This is a genomic window from Peribacillus sp. SIMBA_075, assembly GCF_046534585.1.
The window spans coordinates 1-15,512 of sequence record NZ_JAWRYN010000070.1 but is presented as its reverse complement, the minus strand read 5'-3'; the positions used below and the strand labels follow the sequence as shown (position 1 = coordinate 15,512).

The 15,512-nt window shown below is 40.1% G+C and carries 18 protein-coding genes; 9 read left to right on the top strand and 9 right to left on the bottom strand.

Going from position 1 to position 15,512, the window contains the following annotated elements; all coding sequences use genetic code 11:
• Window positions 1-174 precede the first annotated feature (174 nt).
• The 5 genes from SB775_RS26295 to kynU all read right to left on the bottom strand — a co-directional run bounded on the left by SB775_RS26295 (window position 175) and on the right by kynU (window position 5,376).
• Window positions 175-807 (bottom strand): LysE family translocator, encoded by a 633-nt coding sequence (locus SB775_RS26295; RefSeq protein WP_289337150.1) that lies wholly within the window; start codon window positions 805-807, stop codon window positions 175-177.
• Window positions 808-1,008: 201 nt separating this feature from the next.
• A complete protein-coding gene (gene kynB, locus SB775_RS26290; protein ID WP_410864058.1) occupies window positions 1,009-1,635 on the bottom strand; it encodes an arylformamidase in 627 nt (208 codons plus the stop codon).
• A 17-nt stretch (window positions 1,636-1,652) separates the two neighbouring features.
• Window positions 1,653-2,498, bottom strand: coding sequence for a tryptophan 2,3-dioxygenase (gene kynA / locus SB775_RS26285; RefSeq protein ID WP_410864060.1), 846 nt, complete (start codon window positions 2,496-2,498; stop codon window positions 1,653-1,655).
• Window positions 2,499-2,553: 55 nt separating this feature from the next.
• Window positions 2,554-3,975: an amino acid permease gene (locus SB775_RS26280; RefSeq protein ID WP_410864057.1), complete on the bottom strand. Its 1,422-nt coding sequence runs from the start codon at window positions 3,973-3,975 to the stop codon at window positions 2,554-2,556.
• A 123-nt stretch (window positions 3,976-4,098) separates the two neighbouring features.
• Entirely contained in the window at window positions 4,099-5,376 is a 1,278-nt protein-coding gene (kynU, locus tag SB775_RS26275) for a kynureninase (protein WP_410864055.1), read from the bottom strand.
• Between the two features lie 179 nt (window positions 5,377-5,555).
• On the opposite strand from kynU, the gene SB775_RS26270 reads away from it, so the two are divergent.
• Window positions 5,556-6,170, top strand: coding sequence for a TetR/AcrR family transcriptional regulator (locus tag SB775_RS26270; RefSeq protein WP_061464573.1), 615 nt, complete (start codon window positions 5,556-5,558; stop codon window positions 6,168-6,170).
• Between the two features lie 114 nt (window positions 6,171-6,284).
• Here SB775_RS26270 and SB775_RS26265 read toward each other — a convergent pair whose 3' ends face one another.
• Window positions 6,285-6,548 (bottom strand): hypothetical protein, encoded by a 264-nt coding sequence (locus tag SB775_RS26265; protein ID WP_410864053.1) that lies wholly within the window; start codon window positions 6,546-6,548, stop codon window positions 6,285-6,287.
• The gene (locus tag SB775_RS26260) at window positions 6,545-6,706 is read right to left on the bottom strand and encodes a hypothetical protein (protein WP_410864051.1); all 162 of its coding nucleotides are present in this window, start codon (window positions 6,704-6,706) and stop codon (window positions 6,545-6,547) included. The genes SB775_RS26265 and SB775_RS26260 overlap by 4 nt, the downstream gene beginning before the upstream one ends.
• A 157-nt stretch (window positions 6,707-6,863) precedes the next feature.
• On the opposite strand from SB775_RS26260, the gene SB775_RS26255 reads away from it, so the two are divergent.
• The 6 genes from SB775_RS26255 (at window position 6,864) to SB775_RS26230 (ending at window position 10,880) form a co-directional block, all read left to right on the top strand.
• A complete protein-coding gene (locus tag SB775_RS26255) occupies window positions 6,864-7,208 on the top strand; it encodes a lmo0954 family membrane protein (protein WP_061464572.1) in 345 nt (114 codons plus the stop codon).
• A gap of 19 nt (window positions 7,209-7,227) precedes the next feature.
• Entirely contained in the window at window positions 7,228-7,863 is a 636-nt protein-coding gene (locus SB775_RS26250; RefSeq protein WP_317778071.1) for a PspA/IM30 family protein, read from the top strand.
• 157 nt (window positions 7,864-8,020) lie between these two features.
• The gene (gene liaF, locus SB775_RS26245; RefSeq protein WP_410864049.1) at window positions 8,021-8,767 is read left to right on the top strand and encodes a cell wall-active antibiotics response protein LiaF; all 747 of its coding nucleotides are present in this window, start codon (window positions 8,021-8,023) and stop codon (window positions 8,765-8,767) included.
• On the top strand, window positions 8,764-9,810 hold the full coding sequence (locus tag SB775_RS26240) for a sensor histidine kinase (protein WP_410864048.1): 1,047 nt from the start codon (window positions 8,764-8,766) through the stop codon (window positions 9,808-9,810). The genes liaF and SB775_RS26240 overlap by 4 nt, the downstream gene beginning before the upstream one ends.
• Window positions 9,803-10,444 (top strand): response regulator transcription factor, encoded by a 642-nt coding sequence (locus tag SB775_RS26235; protein WP_061464568.1) that lies wholly within the window; start codon window positions 9,803-9,805, stop codon window positions 10,442-10,444. The genes SB775_RS26240 and SB775_RS26235 overlap by 8 nt, the downstream gene beginning before the upstream one ends.
• 136 nt (window positions 10,445-10,580) lie before the next feature.
• Window positions 10,581-10,880, top strand: coding sequence for a hypothetical protein (locus SB775_RS26230; protein WP_410864047.1), 300 nt, complete (start codon window positions 10,581-10,583; stop codon window positions 10,878-10,880).
• A gap of 62 nt (window positions 10,881-10,942) precedes the next feature.
• On the opposite strand, the gene SB775_RS26225 is transcribed toward SB775_RS26230, so the two are convergent.
• Window positions 10,943-12,106, bottom strand: coding sequence for an MFS transporter (locus SB775_RS26225; protein ID WP_410864046.1), 1,164 nt, complete (start codon window positions 12,104-12,106; stop codon window positions 10,943-10,945).
• 568 nt (window positions 12,107-12,674) lie between these two features.
• A complete protein-coding gene (locus SB775_RS26220) occupies window positions 12,675-13,565 on the bottom strand; it encodes a helix-turn-helix domain-containing protein (protein WP_410864044.1) in 891 nt (296 codons plus the stop codon).
• Window positions 13,566-13,733: 168 nt separating this feature from the next.
• Between SB775_RS26220 and SB775_RS26215 the strand changes: the two genes are divergently transcribed.
• Both SB775_RS26215 and SB775_RS26210 read left to right on the top strand, forming a co-directional pair.
• A complete protein-coding gene (locus SB775_RS26215; protein WP_176431983.1) occupies window positions 13,734-13,871 on the top strand; it encodes a hypothetical protein in 138 nt (45 codons plus the stop codon).
• A 70-nt stretch (window positions 13,872-13,941) separates the two neighbouring features.
• Complete coding sequence (locus tag SB775_RS26210) at window positions 13,942-15,333, top strand: MFS transporter (protein WP_410864043.1); 1,392 nt, start codon at window positions 13,942-13,944, stop codon at window positions 15,331-15,333.
• Window positions 15,334-15,512 lie beyond the last annotated feature (179 nt).

Sequence of the window (15,512 nt, the reverse complement as noted above, 5' to 3'; positions counted from 1 at the left end):
AGGCTCACCGCCCGCACCAAGGAAAGCGAGCATCTGGAGGGGAAATCAACCACAACTCACTACCTGGTAAATAGCAAAAAAGTATGTGAAAACAGCCTAAAATAAAAACCGCACCTCCAACAGTTAGATGGTGTCTAACAATTAGGGTACAGTTCATTGTGGGGGCTTAATAGATTAATTATGAGCTTTTTCCAGAGCTAGCTTTATCCCAAAACCAATCAATACCGTCCCTGTTATTCCCTCGAAAATCGCTTGAGTTCTCGGCTTTTTCATAAAAGCACTAATCTGGTTCAGCAGATAGATATAAAATACAAACCACATTGCAGTTAAAACGGTATATGTTATGCCCATGATCAGGAACGGTAAAAACGTATCCTTGCCAGGATTCACGAACTGAGGCAGAAATGTTAAGAAGAAAACGGCCACTTTAGGGTTCAACAGATTGGTAAGGAACCCTTGCTTAAAGCAAGACTGGTTTTCGTACTTACCTTTAACTGACGTTTCTGCCGCTGCAGCCACTTGCCTATTCCTTAATCCCCATAAAGTCTTGAAGCCTAGATATACCAAGTAAACGGCACCGACATATTTGAAGGTGGAAAATAATAAAGCGGATTTCACAATGATTGCCGATAGTCCAAATACGGCAGCTGATGTATGAATAAAAAGCGCACAGCACGTACCGAACATCGTTTTAAAACCTCCCGCCGTCCCCACGGTAACGGTATTCCTTGTGGTTATCGCCGTATCCGGACCAGGTAAAATGATGAGAAGAATGCACATGACGATGAACCAATAAAAGTTTTCCATATTCGGACCTCCATTCTGAACGGTGAATTCTGAAAATTATAACATAAATGAACTTGGTTTAGGGAGATAAATTAGAAAGTCATGATTATCTCAATAAAGGGGGAGAAGGGAAATCGGCTTGACTAATAAATACGGTGTTTAATGAAACAAAAAAACAAGCCAGATCATTTTTTGATCTGGCTTGTTTTTTGGTAAACTTTGTTAGGGCAATTTTTTCAATACAGCACGCACCGGACTTCCATCTGCTTCAACTAATGGAAGCGGGAGGGCTGCCAATTCATAATTCCCTTGCCCTATATCGTCTAATACAAGCCCTTCCAAAATGTGAATTCCATGACCGGCAAGCTCATGATGGGCAGACAGTTCTTTACTATCCAATGGATCTACGGATGGCAAATCAAGACCAATAAGACGAACGCCGAGTTCTGAAAGATATGCCGCTAATTCTGGTTGGATATGTGGAATAGTTTGTGGAAACACACGTCTATCCTTCCAAGCGTCAGTCCGAATTAACAGTCGCGTCACGCCTTGTAGATCCAGATTGGATAATTCATTGACACCGATGCTTGTCTTGTTTGGCAAATGGATGACTCGGGCATTTCCCATATATAAATCGAGATCCAGTTCAATCACTCTTTTTCCATTGTTATCAAAATGAAAAGGTGCATCAATATGGGTACCAGTGTGGATACTCATATTGATTTGTCCTACATTGACAGATCCACTCTCTTCTTTACTCCAATTGACTTTGTATGAGAAAGGGGTATCTCCAGGCCAGACTGCAACGTTTTCATCCAGACGTTGTGAAATATCAATCCATGTTCCCATGCATTTACCTCCATCTCTTATAGCTTCGTTCTTAGGCTCCATAGTTCTGGGAAAAAGTGTTGGTCTAGAGCTCTTTTTAAATACGTTACACCTGATGATCCGCCAGTACCTTGTTTATTACCAATAATTCTTTCCACTGTGGTCATATGATTAAAACGCCATAATTGCTGTTGATGGCCGATGTCCACTAACTTCTCGCCCAGCTCATATAAGTCCCAATATTGTTCGACATCGCGGTAAACTGTCAGCCATGCCTCTTCTACACTGGCATTTGGTTCGTATTTTTGTGACCAATCCCTGCTGATGGCTTCTTGATCAATGGGTAATCCACGCGCCACAAGGGCATTAATCGCCGCATCATAAATACTTGGCTCATGAAGGGCCTGCTGCATTTGCTCGAATAAATCCGTTTGGTGCTGATAGACTGATAGTGTATGGACATTTTTGTTTCCTAGCGCAAATTCAATCAAACGATTCTGATAAGATTGGAATCCGGAAGATTGCCCCAGTTTATCCCTGAACTCCATGTATTCAGCCGGTGTCAAGGTTGAAAGGACATTCCATGACTGGATCAATTGCTGCTGGATCCTCGAAACGCGCGACAGCATTTTAAATGAAGGTTCCAACCTGTTTTGGCGGATGGACTCAGTTGCTGCTGTCAACTCATGTAAAATGAGCTTCATCCATAGCTCACTCGCTTGATGGATAATGATGAATAGCATTTCATCATGATGATCGGAGCATCTATGCTGACTAGTTAAAATTTTATCAAGGTGGAGATAATCTCCGTAAGACATCGATTTTTGAAAATCGGTTTGAATTTCTTTTTCTATTCCCGTTATTGTTTGTTCATTGTTATCCATATTTTTCATTCCGCAATCTCCTCACTTTTCGCAAAAAACTATTTATTCCGTCATACTATTCTATCTTCTTTTCCAGAGATTCTTCCATTACATTATGGTTAATATTTCTTCTTTTTGAAACAAAATAAGCAACAGTTAAAAATAGTAACCAAGGTATCCCGAATTGAAGCATGATTTTGAAATCTGTAAACCATGTCGTAATCATTAAGCTAAATAGAAGAACGGCTCCTAGTATCGTTAAATAGGGAAAACCCATCATCCTTACCGGTAACTTGCGTCCGCCTGTTTTCTCCCATTTCACCCTGAAAAACAAATGAGAAATGAAGATCATAAGCCATGTGAACATAGCACCGAACATGGAAATCCCCATCATCAAGGCATAGGAAGAACCAGGAAGTAACGAATGTACGCCTGCAGCAATGAAAATCCCAGTGGTAGAGACAGCAAGTGCTTTTGCAGGAACACCCCTTTTGTTTAGCTTTCCTAAAAAGCCAGGTGCATGTTTCCCGCGCGCTAATGAAAACATCATACGTGTCGAAGCATAGAGCTGAGCATTCATGGCAGATAAAGCAGCCGTTAAAATAATAAAGTTCATAATCCCGGATGCACCTGGAATGTTCAGGATTTCCATTACTTTTACGAATGGACTTTCCTCGATTCCAGCTGTTTTCCATGGAACGATCATCAACATGATCCCAATTGTCAACACATAGAAAGTCGATAAACGGAAGACCGTCGCTTTTAATGCTTTTGGAACAGCTGCATCCGGATCTTTTGCTTCCCCTGATGTAACCGCTATCATTTCAGTTCCAAGAAAGCTGAATAAAGAAATAAATACGGCTACCCACATTCCCCACCCGCCGAACGGGAAAAAACCGCCTTCATTTACAAAGTTCTCAGGTCCTATATGCGGCCGTTCGGATGAACCGAATAGTACATAGGATCCAAGAAGGATAAAACCAACAATGGCACTTATTTTAATGAAGGAGAACCAATACTCGAATGTAGCGAATGTATTCACGCTAGTAGCATTTACATAAATCAGGATACCTGCAAACAATAAAATCCATACGATTCCCGGCACAGTCGGAAACCAATACTTCATATAAACGCTGACTGCACTTACCTCAACCCCAACAGCCAAAACATTGGCAATCCAATAAGAATAGCGGACAAGATAGCCTGCCATTGGAGTCATGTACTTTTCAGCAATGGCCCCAAAAGATCCGGAAGTGGGATGGGCAACCGTCATTTCGGCTAAACAGCCCATCAATAGTAAGACAATGAACGCCCCGAGTGCATAGCTGAGCAATACACTTGGCCCTGCCGCTTGAATGGCAAGCCCGCTGCCAAGGAATAGTCCCGTCCCGATGGCACAGCCCATCGCGATCATGGAAAGCTGGTTTGTTTCCAGATTACGTTTTAATCCTTTCTCAGGATCATCTTTAAGATTCAATTGAGTATGTTTATTCTCCATAGTTCATCCCCTTTTATCCCAAAAGACTTTATCTTACCCGGGCAGTTAGTTCACACCTCTTTAAGCGTAGACTGACCGCCCATATTAACCGACTAACAAATTCGAGGGAAGCGGGTATTAGCGTTATGCAACCACTTCTCGTTCATTCTTGAATTTTTCATATTGTTTTTCCGCCATGATTTTCTTGAGTATTTGTACCACTTCCCAAACTTCTGCGTAGGAAGTATATAGTGCAACTGGTGCAAGACGAATGATGTTTGGCGCTCGGAAATCCGGAATGACACCGTTTTCTTTCAATGCCTTACAAATCCGTGCAGCTTCTTTATGCTCAAGGCTTACATGACCCCCGCGGCGTATGTCTTCTCTAGGGGTTCCAATGAAAAATCCCATGTCTTCCAGCTCGTGTTCAATTAAGTCTATTAAATATTGATTAATTTTAAGGGATTTTTCCCGGATATTCTCAATGCCAGCTTCGATAAAAATTTCTAAAGACCCAATCAATGGTGCACAACTTAATACATGTGGCGTTCCAATTTGATACGCGCCTGCTGATTCAGCTGGTGTTAATGTATGTTCCATATCGAATTGTTTATCTTTTTTGGACCCGAACCATCCAGCCAATCCAGGCATCGTTCCAAAATGTTTTCGATTTACATATAGGCCGCCAACACCGCCAGGACCGCCATTTAAATGCTTATAATTGCACCAATACGCAAAGTCCACATCCCATTCGCTGAATGAATGCGGGATGGCACCGATGGAATGACAGCCGTCAAATCCGATTACTATTCCTCTTTTATGAGCTTCATCAGTTAATCGTTTCATATCCAATATTTGACCGCTGCGATACAGGACCGTTGGCAAGATGATCAAAGCAATGTCATCGGTCATTGCTTCGATAATGTCATCCTCTTCAAGGAATCTTCCATCGCGGCTTTTCACGCGGATGAGATCGGTTTCCGGATTGTATCCATGTGTACGCAGCTGACTTTGAAGAGCATAAATATCAGTCGGAAAGGTTAGTTCATCCGCTAAAATTTTTGTGCGTTTCCCTTCCGGCTTATAAAAAGTAGCTACAAGTTGATGCAGGTTAACAGTTGTGGATCCGGTTACAATAACTTCCTCAGGAGAAGCTCCCACTAATTGGGCAATCTTGGCGCCCAATTCCTCTGCCATGAAAAACCATGGGTGATTCCCTTGTGTCCATCCATCAATCCCATGTTCCTTCCAATCTTCCAAAGATTCCAAAAGAGTGCGTTCAGCTCTTTTAGAAAGAAGCCCCAATGAGTTGCCATCCATATAGATGGAATTCGGCTTTAAATAAAATTCTTCTCGAAAACCTTTAAGGGAATCTTTCTCATCCATTTGTTTTGCGTAATCCAACGTGTATTTTGAATTCATAATCATCCTCCTATATTAGTTTAAAATCCTAGGAGAATCGTACCAAAGAATATGACACAGTGTCAATAACATAATTCAGAAAATTAAAAATATTAAAATCATCAAAAAAACATTTTCCAGCAAATATTTTTTATTTTTAAAGAAATCCATTATGCTAGAAGATAAGGGGAGGAATCGGGATGGATAATGGTAATGTAGGGGATAAACGACATTTGCGCTCAATCATGACACGTCAAAAGTTATTAGAAGCGGCAAAGGAGGTATTTCTTCAAGAAGGTTTTCAAGCTGCAGTTATTTCCCAAATGATCAAAAAGGCAAACGTGGGGTACGGAACTGCCTATGTTCATTTTAAAGGGAAAGAGGATCTTTTAATTGTATTAATGGAGAATGTCATGGAGCAATTTTATGAAATTGCGGAGACCTCTTTCTTTCCAAAATCGAAGGACGAAGCAAAACATATCATAAATAAACAAGCTAATGCCTTTTTGAAAATGGCAGAGGCTGAACGCAATATGATGCAAGTTTTCGAACAGGCCATTGGGATTTCAACTGTCATCTCAAATAAATGGAAGGCGATCCGCATGAAGTTCATTCAGCGAATTTCAAAGGACGTCGCATATGCACAGCAAAATGGGCTGGCAAGGGCTGAACTAAACCATGAGCTTGTAGCAAGAGGATGGTTTTTCACAAATGAAATGTATCTTTGGGAAATTGTCCGAAACGAACATCAAAGTTCTGTCGACGAGATTGCTCAAACCATCACGTCAGTTTACGTCGAAGGTTTGTATTTGTAATTATATTAATGATGCTATATTTGGCAGTTCGAACAATCTTCCGGTTTTACCACAATCGGAAGATTTAATTTTATATTAAAGGCTCGCCCGCTGCACACCCCCTATCGGAAAACTTCATCTTCCCACCACTTTTAAGCCGTCCGAACTCACGAGTAAACTAGCTGAATTCACGAGTAAAACACCCAAACTCACGAGTAAACTAGCTGAATTCACGAGTAAAACGCCAAAATTCACGAGTAAACGCTCAATTACGAGTAAAAGGCCCAAACTCACGAGTAAACTAGCTGAACTCACGAGTAAAATGCCAAAACTCACGAGTAAACTAGCTGAATTCACGAGTAAAAGGCCAAAACTCACGAGTAAACTAGCTGAATTCACGAGTAAACGCTCAATTCACGAGTAAAACACCAAAACTCACGAGTAAACGCTGAATTCACGAGTAAAACACCCAAACTCACGAGTAAACTAGCTGAATTCACGAGTAAAACGCCAAAACTCACGAGTAAACTAGCTGAATTCACGAGTAAAAGGCCCAAACACGAGTAAATCTCTCAAATTCAGGAACAAAACACTCTCGTTAGTGTGGGCTTATAGCAACTACGCCTTAAGTCTTAATAGAAAATATAGCTAAGGCTCATTATACGAACTCGGAAAACTAGATAAGATATAAACATGGAAAGGAGGACGAAAACAATGAAGAAATTTGGTTTATTTATTGTAGGACTGATCGCATTATTCATGTTGCTAGCGAATGTTGGTCCATTAATCAGCTTGGCGATTTGCTTGGCGATCCTATACTTTGGGTTCAAACAGTTCATGAAGTCCGAATCCACAGGAGCCAAGATTGCCTGGGGATCAATCTCCCTTATCGTGCTTGTAGTTGCTATTTCCCATATCCCAGCAATATTAGGACTGGTTGCAGCTTATGTTCTTTACCTGGTTTATAAAAAGTGGAATGAAAATGATGAAAATGTATCGAAAGAAACGGACCCATTCTCAAATTTTGAAAGAGAGTGGAAAGAGTTGAATAAGAACTAATAGAAGGGATGGAATTGGAATGGGTAATTTATTTTCAAGAATGAAACAAACGATTTCAGCGGATTTTCACGACTTGTTGGATAAAAAGGAGCAAAAGAATCCAATTGGAATGTTGAATCAATATTTACGTCAATGCGAGCAGGAGACAGAAAAGGTCGGTAAGCTGCTTGAACGTCAATATCTTTTGAAAGAAGAGTTTACGCGTGAATATAATCAAGCGCAAAATCTGGCTGAAAAACGTAAGCATCAGGCTGAAATTGCTAAGCAGTCAGGAGAAACCGATTTAATGGAATTTGCTTTCAAGGAAAGCCTGCACTATGAAGATCGTGCGCTAAGTTTGAAGGAGGCGCATAAAAGTGCAGAAGTTCAGTTGGCTGAACTGGAGCGGAAGTATGAAGAAATGAAGCATAAGCTCAAGGATATGCATCTAAAGCGGATGGAACTGATGGGCAGGGAGAATATTGCCCGGGCAAACAACCGGATCAATCGGGTTTTAGACGGAGGCATTTCAGACGCCAAACCGGTAGCGATGTTTGAAGAAATGGAGCATTATATCGATCGCATCGAGCATCAAGTCCATACAGATTATAATCGGCATACAATCGATGCCAGGATTGTCCAGCTTGAAAAGGAACTGGAACAGAAAGAAGCGTAAAGGTATTTTAAAGCATTGCCGTTATCCCCTGACTTCCAGGAAATGAGGGCGGGGGAAAACAGGCTGTCAGAACGTGATAATTTCATGGTATTCTTAAAAGGCACGGGTTCCTGTGCCTTTTAAGAATATCATGATCATATACAGGGGAGGCGAACCGATGTTGAACAAGATGAAGACGGACTATATGGGATGGATACTTCTCATCGGAGTCGTCCTGCTTTTTTTAGAGATTTCATTTACGGGTGGGGGTCTCCTTTTTTCCCTCGCTTTTTCAATAGGTTGTATCTATATAGGCAGGAAATTCACAAAACGGTCAATCGGGAAAATCCTATTTTTTATAGGGCTGATTTCCCTTATCATCACTGTCTTGAATATGATCGTCTTTAGATTTTTTCTTATGGCGATCCTCATTTATCTTTTGCTTTTATATTATCAGTCCAAAAAGAATCCTGATTGGGTCAGTCCCATTTTAATCAATGATGATTCGGACGAAGAAAAGATCAATAAGGAACAATTGCTGAAAACAGATTACCTTTTTAAAAATAAGTTTTTCGGTCATCAACAAACGGCCGAGCATGTATATGAATGGAATTCGGTGAATGTTCAGGGCGGGGTCGGTGATACGGTTATCGATTTAAGCAAAACGATTTTACCGAAAGGCGATGCTGTCATTTCCATCAGGAATATCATTGGCAATATTACCGTGCTTGTACCGTATGGCATCGAAATCAGGGTCCATCATTCGGTCATTGCAGGCAGAGCGAGGATCTTTGAAAATAAGCCTGAATCCAAGGTCTTTAATCAGATTTATTCCTACCAAACGGAAGGGTTCAATGGAACGGATCACAAGGTTCATATCATCACTTCAATCTTAGTTGGGGATTTAGAGGTGAAGCGGGTATGAGCATAATGACACGGCAGATATTGACTGCCCTTGGTGTTTCTTTCGTACTTTCCCTTGCCTTGCCGGCGGCTGTTTTCTTTATCTTTCCTTTATCCGACTGGAGCGTATTGTGGGATAAAGTGGTCATGGGATTGCCTTTCGTCATATTCCTGCCAAGTCTGGTCATTACGGTAGGGCTTTTCTATGGTGTCGTTTCGGGGTTGTTTTGGAAGAGGCAGCTGGAAAGGGTGGATGAAGGTCTATATTTACTTGAACAGGGGCGCTTACCTTCGCAACAGGAGGCGTATCCGGTCCAAGAGATGGCTAAAATGGTGGAACGGATGCAACTGATTCATAAGCAAATCAATGAGCAGACCAAATTATCACAAAAAATGGCGAATGAAAAGGCCATTGATCAGGAGAAACAGATCCAGGAAATCGTTTCCCAGGAACGAAACCGTTTGGCGCGGGAACTGCATGATTCGGTAAGCCAGCAATTGTTTGCCGCTTCGATGTTCATGTCGGCCATTACCGAGTCACAATCAGATATGGAAAAAACGGAAATGAAACAATTCAAGATAGTGGAAGAGATGATCCATCAATCCCAGCTTGAGATGAGGGCTTTATTACTTCATTTGAGACCCGTTGCATTAAAGGGAAAATCTTTACAGGCGGGGATGAAGGAGCTCCTGGAGGAATTGGCCCAAAAAGTGACGATGGACATAAATTGGAAGATGGAAACTGTCACTCTGGATAAGGGGATTGAAGACCATCTGTTTAGGATTTTACAAGAATCGATTTCCAATACACTAAGACATGCAAAAGCGAATTCGCTTGAAGTGCTAATGATCGTTCGTGACGGGCTGATCATTTTACGGATAACGGATGATGGCATCGGATTTAACGTCGAGGAGTCGAAAACGGGATCATATGGTCTGCAAAACATGCATGAACGGGCTGTGGAATTAGGTGGAACGATGCAACTTGTAAGCGTTCCGAATAAAGGAACGAAACTTGAAGTGAAAATCCCATTATTAAATGCTGGAGGTGATCATGATGATTAAAGTATTATTTGTCGATGACCATGAAATGGTAAGGATAGGGGTATCGGCTTATTTATCCGCACAGCCGGATATCGAAGTGATCGGGGAAGCGGACAACGGCTTGAAAGCAGTCGAACTGGCAATGGAATTGCGCCCGGATATCATTTTGATGGATTTGGTCATGCCGGAAATGGACGGCATAGAAGCGACGAAACGAATTATTGAGGGTTGGCCAGAAGCAAAGATCATCATTGTGACAAGTTTTCTTGATGATGAAAAAGTGTACCCGGCATTGGAAGCCGGAGCGACGAGCTATATGTTAAAAACATCAAAGGCCAGCGAGATTGCGAGAGCCGTCCGTTCAACGTTCCAAGGGCAAAGCGTACTTGAACCGGAAGTGACGGGAAAAATGATGGAAAAGCTGCGTCGCCCAAAGATCACCCAGCTTCATGATCAATTGACAAACCGCGAAATGGAAATTTTGCTGCTGATGACACAAGGGAAAACGAATCAGGAAATTGCCGATGAACTATACATAGCCCTAAAAACAGCCAAAGTGCATGTAAGCAATATATTAAGCAAGCTTGCCGTACAGGACCGTACGCAAGCGGTGATTTACGCATTTAAGCATTCGCTCGTTCAAGAAGAAGAGTAAAGAGCGTCTATTTACCAAAAGATGAGAGTTTGTTATATTTAGGGAAGTGTCCCATCCTATAAAGTTCTTTCAAGGTTGCTGATTGCAGCCTTTTTTTTACGGATAACGGAAAAGCAGGATGAAAGCAGGTGAAATGATGTTAAGAGTGATCTTAGAATTATTTCGTATAATCACCATTATTTTCGTGATTGGAATGATAATGGGATTCATCATTAATTCAATCTATGCGATTTTTGGTATAACCGTTGAGAATACCGCAGGCGGATGGATTGTTGCTATGGCAATTTTCCCATTACTTTATGTACTCTATAAAAACCGGCTTCAATTTTCAGGGTTCTATAAAAATGGCAAACAAGTAAAACTCTCAAACAGGACAACGACAATCCTGCTTTGCTTCTCGGTGCTAATGTTAACGGTTGCCCCCTTATTTTGCTAACGGAATATAAAAAAGAGCATGTTTTGATCAAAACATGCTCTTTTTTATGCAGTTTTTCAAGATTATACAGCTTCCTCTGCAGTATCGAGCCTCTTGCCATATATCCGATAAAGAACGAAGGCAAATATCATTCCTATAAAGGAGATGGAGGAGATGAACAGGTAAAGGGTCTTGCCCCCAAAAGCCCCATATATGGCTCCGCCTATATAAGAAGCAATGATTCCCGAAACCCCGAAGAATAACAGTGCCAGTACGGTTTGGCCTGTGGCACGCCACTCAACGGGAACGATCCGATAAAGATATTGGATGGCAGCCGAGTAGAAGATCGGGAAAGTCAATAGCTGCATGACTTGCAAATAAGCTAATAGATGTGGATCGGTTATCCACGCAGAGACGAAATAACGGATAAAGAAAAACGCTGCTGCAAACGAAATGATGATGATTTCTTTACCTTTGCGCAGCCACCAGAAGCTTAGGGCGAATACAACGATTTCACTTCCTGCCGCTAAGAACCAGGTCAAGCCTACAAGCTTGGCACTCCCTCCAAGTTCCCTGATGTACACCCCGAGGAAAGTATCGTTCATCCTTGCTGGAACAGCACAGATAAAGACCAATAACAGGAAGAGAAGCGTCTCTTTATTGCTGAAAAAATGCTTAAGGCTGCTTAAGGTGACAGGTTTCCCCGAAACGGGTGCATCAGGCATCATCCAGCTGATGATGAAACTGATCAAACCTATGCCGGCAAAAAGGAAAGCCAGGCTGTTTGCTCCGAAATAGGACATAACGTAGCCTGTGATCAGCGATATGACCGCATAGCCCAATGCACCATATGTCCGGATGGAACCGTAACTGATCCCAGATTTCTCTGCAATCGTGAAGTTGAGGCTTTCCGTCAGGGGATCGATCGGCATCAAAAAGAAATATAGGAGCATGGCAAACAGGATAAGCTGAAGATAGCTGCTTGAGTCATAGAGAAAGTAACCGATTACGCTCGAGAAAAAGATGAGTAACAACAGGACTTTTCGTATCGTCCTCGTTTTGTCGCTGATCATTCCCCATAAAGGCTGGGTGATGAGGGTGACAAAACCTCCTGTACCGATGATGAATCCGATTTGGGCTGGACGCAAACCTTGATCAGCCAGATAGACTGGGAGAAACGGAATGAAAATGGCAAGCAATCCAAAATATAAAAAGTTAAAACTTTTTAATAATCGTAATGCTTTCATAAATTGTATGATACCTCACATGTTCTATAGATTGATTGATTTCAACCTTGTTATTGTAACATTGATGACAGAATTTGAAAAAAAAGTTTCAACTTTATGGATGGAAATAGACAGATAGGGTTCGTTCTGAGAGGTTCTGGAACCATGTGGGTATGATGCGTTTCAAAATTCGTGACATCGAGGAATTTAGATAGGGAACCCCCTATGCTATCCTTCGCTTTCCAGCTTGAATAAGGTAGGTTTCTGCTAGTCTTGTTCATGAGGCCTATTTGAATGGTTTGAAGAAGGTGGTTTCTGGTGATTTTTTAATTCGGGTCATTGATTTTTATCTACCTCGATAAATCTTGGCTATTTTGGATTGAAAATATAAAAGTCCTTTTTATGATATGAATTTCAGTTTGGATGGAATGCTTTCCTTTCGTTATGCCATAACCGCTTTCCCTAGCTCTCGTGCTTGATTATCGGTAATAATGTTACGGACTCTTTTTTTACGTTCCAAGCCGAACACATGAACATTATACTAACCAAAAAAGTACAGCATTGTTTTGCTGTGTAAATTCTTCAGTCATTATAGAGATTTCTTTATCTCATGCAGTCTTTCCTGAACGACTTTTTCAAACTCGTAATTCTGCTGCAATAAGAATATATTCCTTGCTTCTTCATACCCTTTTGTGGCACTTTCCATGTTGTTCAATGACTGAAAGGATTGGGCACGTTGATATAATACTTCTCCCAATAGGTACATAGATTCTTCCCGCGTTAAAATTTGAATGGCGTCAGAGCAAATTTTTATAGATTCATAATATTGTGCGTCCTTATGTAAGGATTTTGTCAATCCGTAATGAATCCGGACTTTAATTCTATAATTCATTGAAGTTTTTGGAAGTTGTTGAAATTGCTTAAGGGCATCTATATAAGAGGCAATTGACTTTTTATATTCAGTTATTTCGTTATAAATAATGGCTTTGCTATTCAAAATTTCTATTTTTTGAGCAGATAAAATTTGAAAATGGGTAGATAAGTCTAATGCTCGATCTAAAAAATCCAGGGATTTCAATATATCATTATCACAATAATAGGCTACTATCCCCAAATGCCAGAGGATGAATTGTTTATTGATAGGTGACTGGAAATCTGCATGGTACTGTTCTGCTTCGAGAATCCGTTTTACCTGCCGATACTCTCTATTTCTAATGGAAACCCTGACTTGAGATTTCACTTCCTCACTATATTCCATTCGGTCTGAATAAGTTTCTAAAAGGATATCTTCAATGCTGATGCCTAAACGTAATGAGAGTTCATATAAAGTAGTCGCTAATGGAATGACCTTCCCCTTCTCTATGTTGCTTAGTTGTGCTTGAGTAATGATACCCTCTGCCATAACTTTTTGTGTTATACCTGATCTTTTTCTTAAATTGTAGAGTACATTTCCAAGTTTAAAAGGAATGCTTGCATCCATTTTATCAACTCCTAAAAATATAAATACTTTTATATTTTTTTATGTATTTCATTGGAAACACCAACTAAATATCGAAAAAAATACTCTGTAGTGGCTATACAAGAAAAATGTACCATATTTGGATGGTTTATACTAGCTGTATCAATCAATATCAGGAGGTTAAGGTATATGAAAAAAATATTAGTATCTGGGTTCTCCATTCTATTAGTGCTAGCATTTGTTTTACAATTCGATTCAGGCGTCAAATTGGCTGTAGATGATCTGCCTGCAATAAATGATCTACCGAATCAGCATGAAAAAGGTTAAATATCAATATCAAAAAAGGAAGATGACTAAAGGGGAATTTAAATAAAATAAATAAAAAAGGATTATATATATGAAATTAAATAAGGATCAATTATTGATTATAACCATTTCTTCATGTGTTATAGCTAGTGTGATGTCTACGTCCATGCTGACGATTGCATTCCCTAATCTTGTAGACTTTTTTGATATTTCTTATTCCACACTTCAAATTAGAAATATTCTTTTCTTCTCTTTTTTCGCATTTCTCATTCCGCTTTTTGGTAAAGTGGCCGATGTTTTAGGCGCAAGAAAATTGTTGATATTTGGCCTGTCGCTATTTATCACATCTACCATTCTTAGTGGAACCACAAATAATTGGAATTTGTTTTTGCTGTATCAGACACTTCAGGCAATTGCAGATGCAATGGTAGTACCTGCCCAGGTATTATTGATCAGGCAAAGTTTTAAGGATAATAAATTAGGCTGGGCTTTTGGATGGTTTTCCGGAGTTTTAGCGACCGCCTCACTTATTGGACCAGCTGTTGGTGGTTTGGTAATAAAATATTACCCTTGGCAAATGATATTTGGAATATTGATTATCATAAGCTGCATATCCTTAATTCTTGTACTAATGGTAACTCCCAAATCAAAAAAAAGAATCACGGCAAACCTTCATTTACCTTTAAAAAACAGTTTGGCTTTACTAGTTATGGTAATCAGTTTTCAATTTATATTCAACGATGATATTGGTGTAGTGAAACGGTCGCTTTCTATTGCTGTTACAATATTGAGTTTAATTTTATTTGTATTTTATGAACGGGAAAACCAAGGAAACACTTCTTTACTTCCAAGAAAGGCAATAAAAAACACCATTTTTATCTCTTCAATTGTGAGAATATTCGTTCTATTTATGATCACAAATGTAATAGTGCTTTACATTCCAAGTTACATGCGGGATATACACAATATTCAACCAGATATTGTTGGCTATATCATTATGGCAGATTCGATACTGGCGGTTTTATTATCTGGGTATGCTGGTAAACTTGCAGATTTAAAAGACAATAGAAACCTTTTACTTTTATCTATTTCGATTTCCATAATTGGAATGGTAAATCTTACATTGACAATGTTTAATGGCAGCTTAATTTTCTTTATATTTGCTTTTCTCCTTTTTGGATTGGCCGGTGTCATTTCCATGCCCACACAAAATAAAATTGCTATGTTGTCCGTTCCCGAGGAAGAAACAGGGGTTTATATGGGGTTATTCCAGATGGTACAGTTTGGAACAGGAGCTTTCGCTGCGGGGGTATTCAACACTTTTCTGGACTATGGAACTGACAAAGGTGACTTTTCCCAGGTTGGATTTTCATACGTGTTGATCATTTGTATAGGGTTATATTTGGTGGCTATAGGAACAGTCGTTTATGATAAAAGGCTTCTAAAAAGCAATATAAAATTGTCTTTGAAAGAAGAAGTATAATTCCCGTTTATCTGAAAGTGAAATATACCTTAGAAGAGTCAGCTTTGAAGTGATTTTAAGGAGGTGAAACATATGACAAAGCAAGTGGAAAAAACAGAAGCAGAAAAGCTAGTGGAAAACCTGGAAGTAATCGAAGCTAAAGAGCTGGAAGTGGGGAGTGCATTTCATGCGTTCCGTTT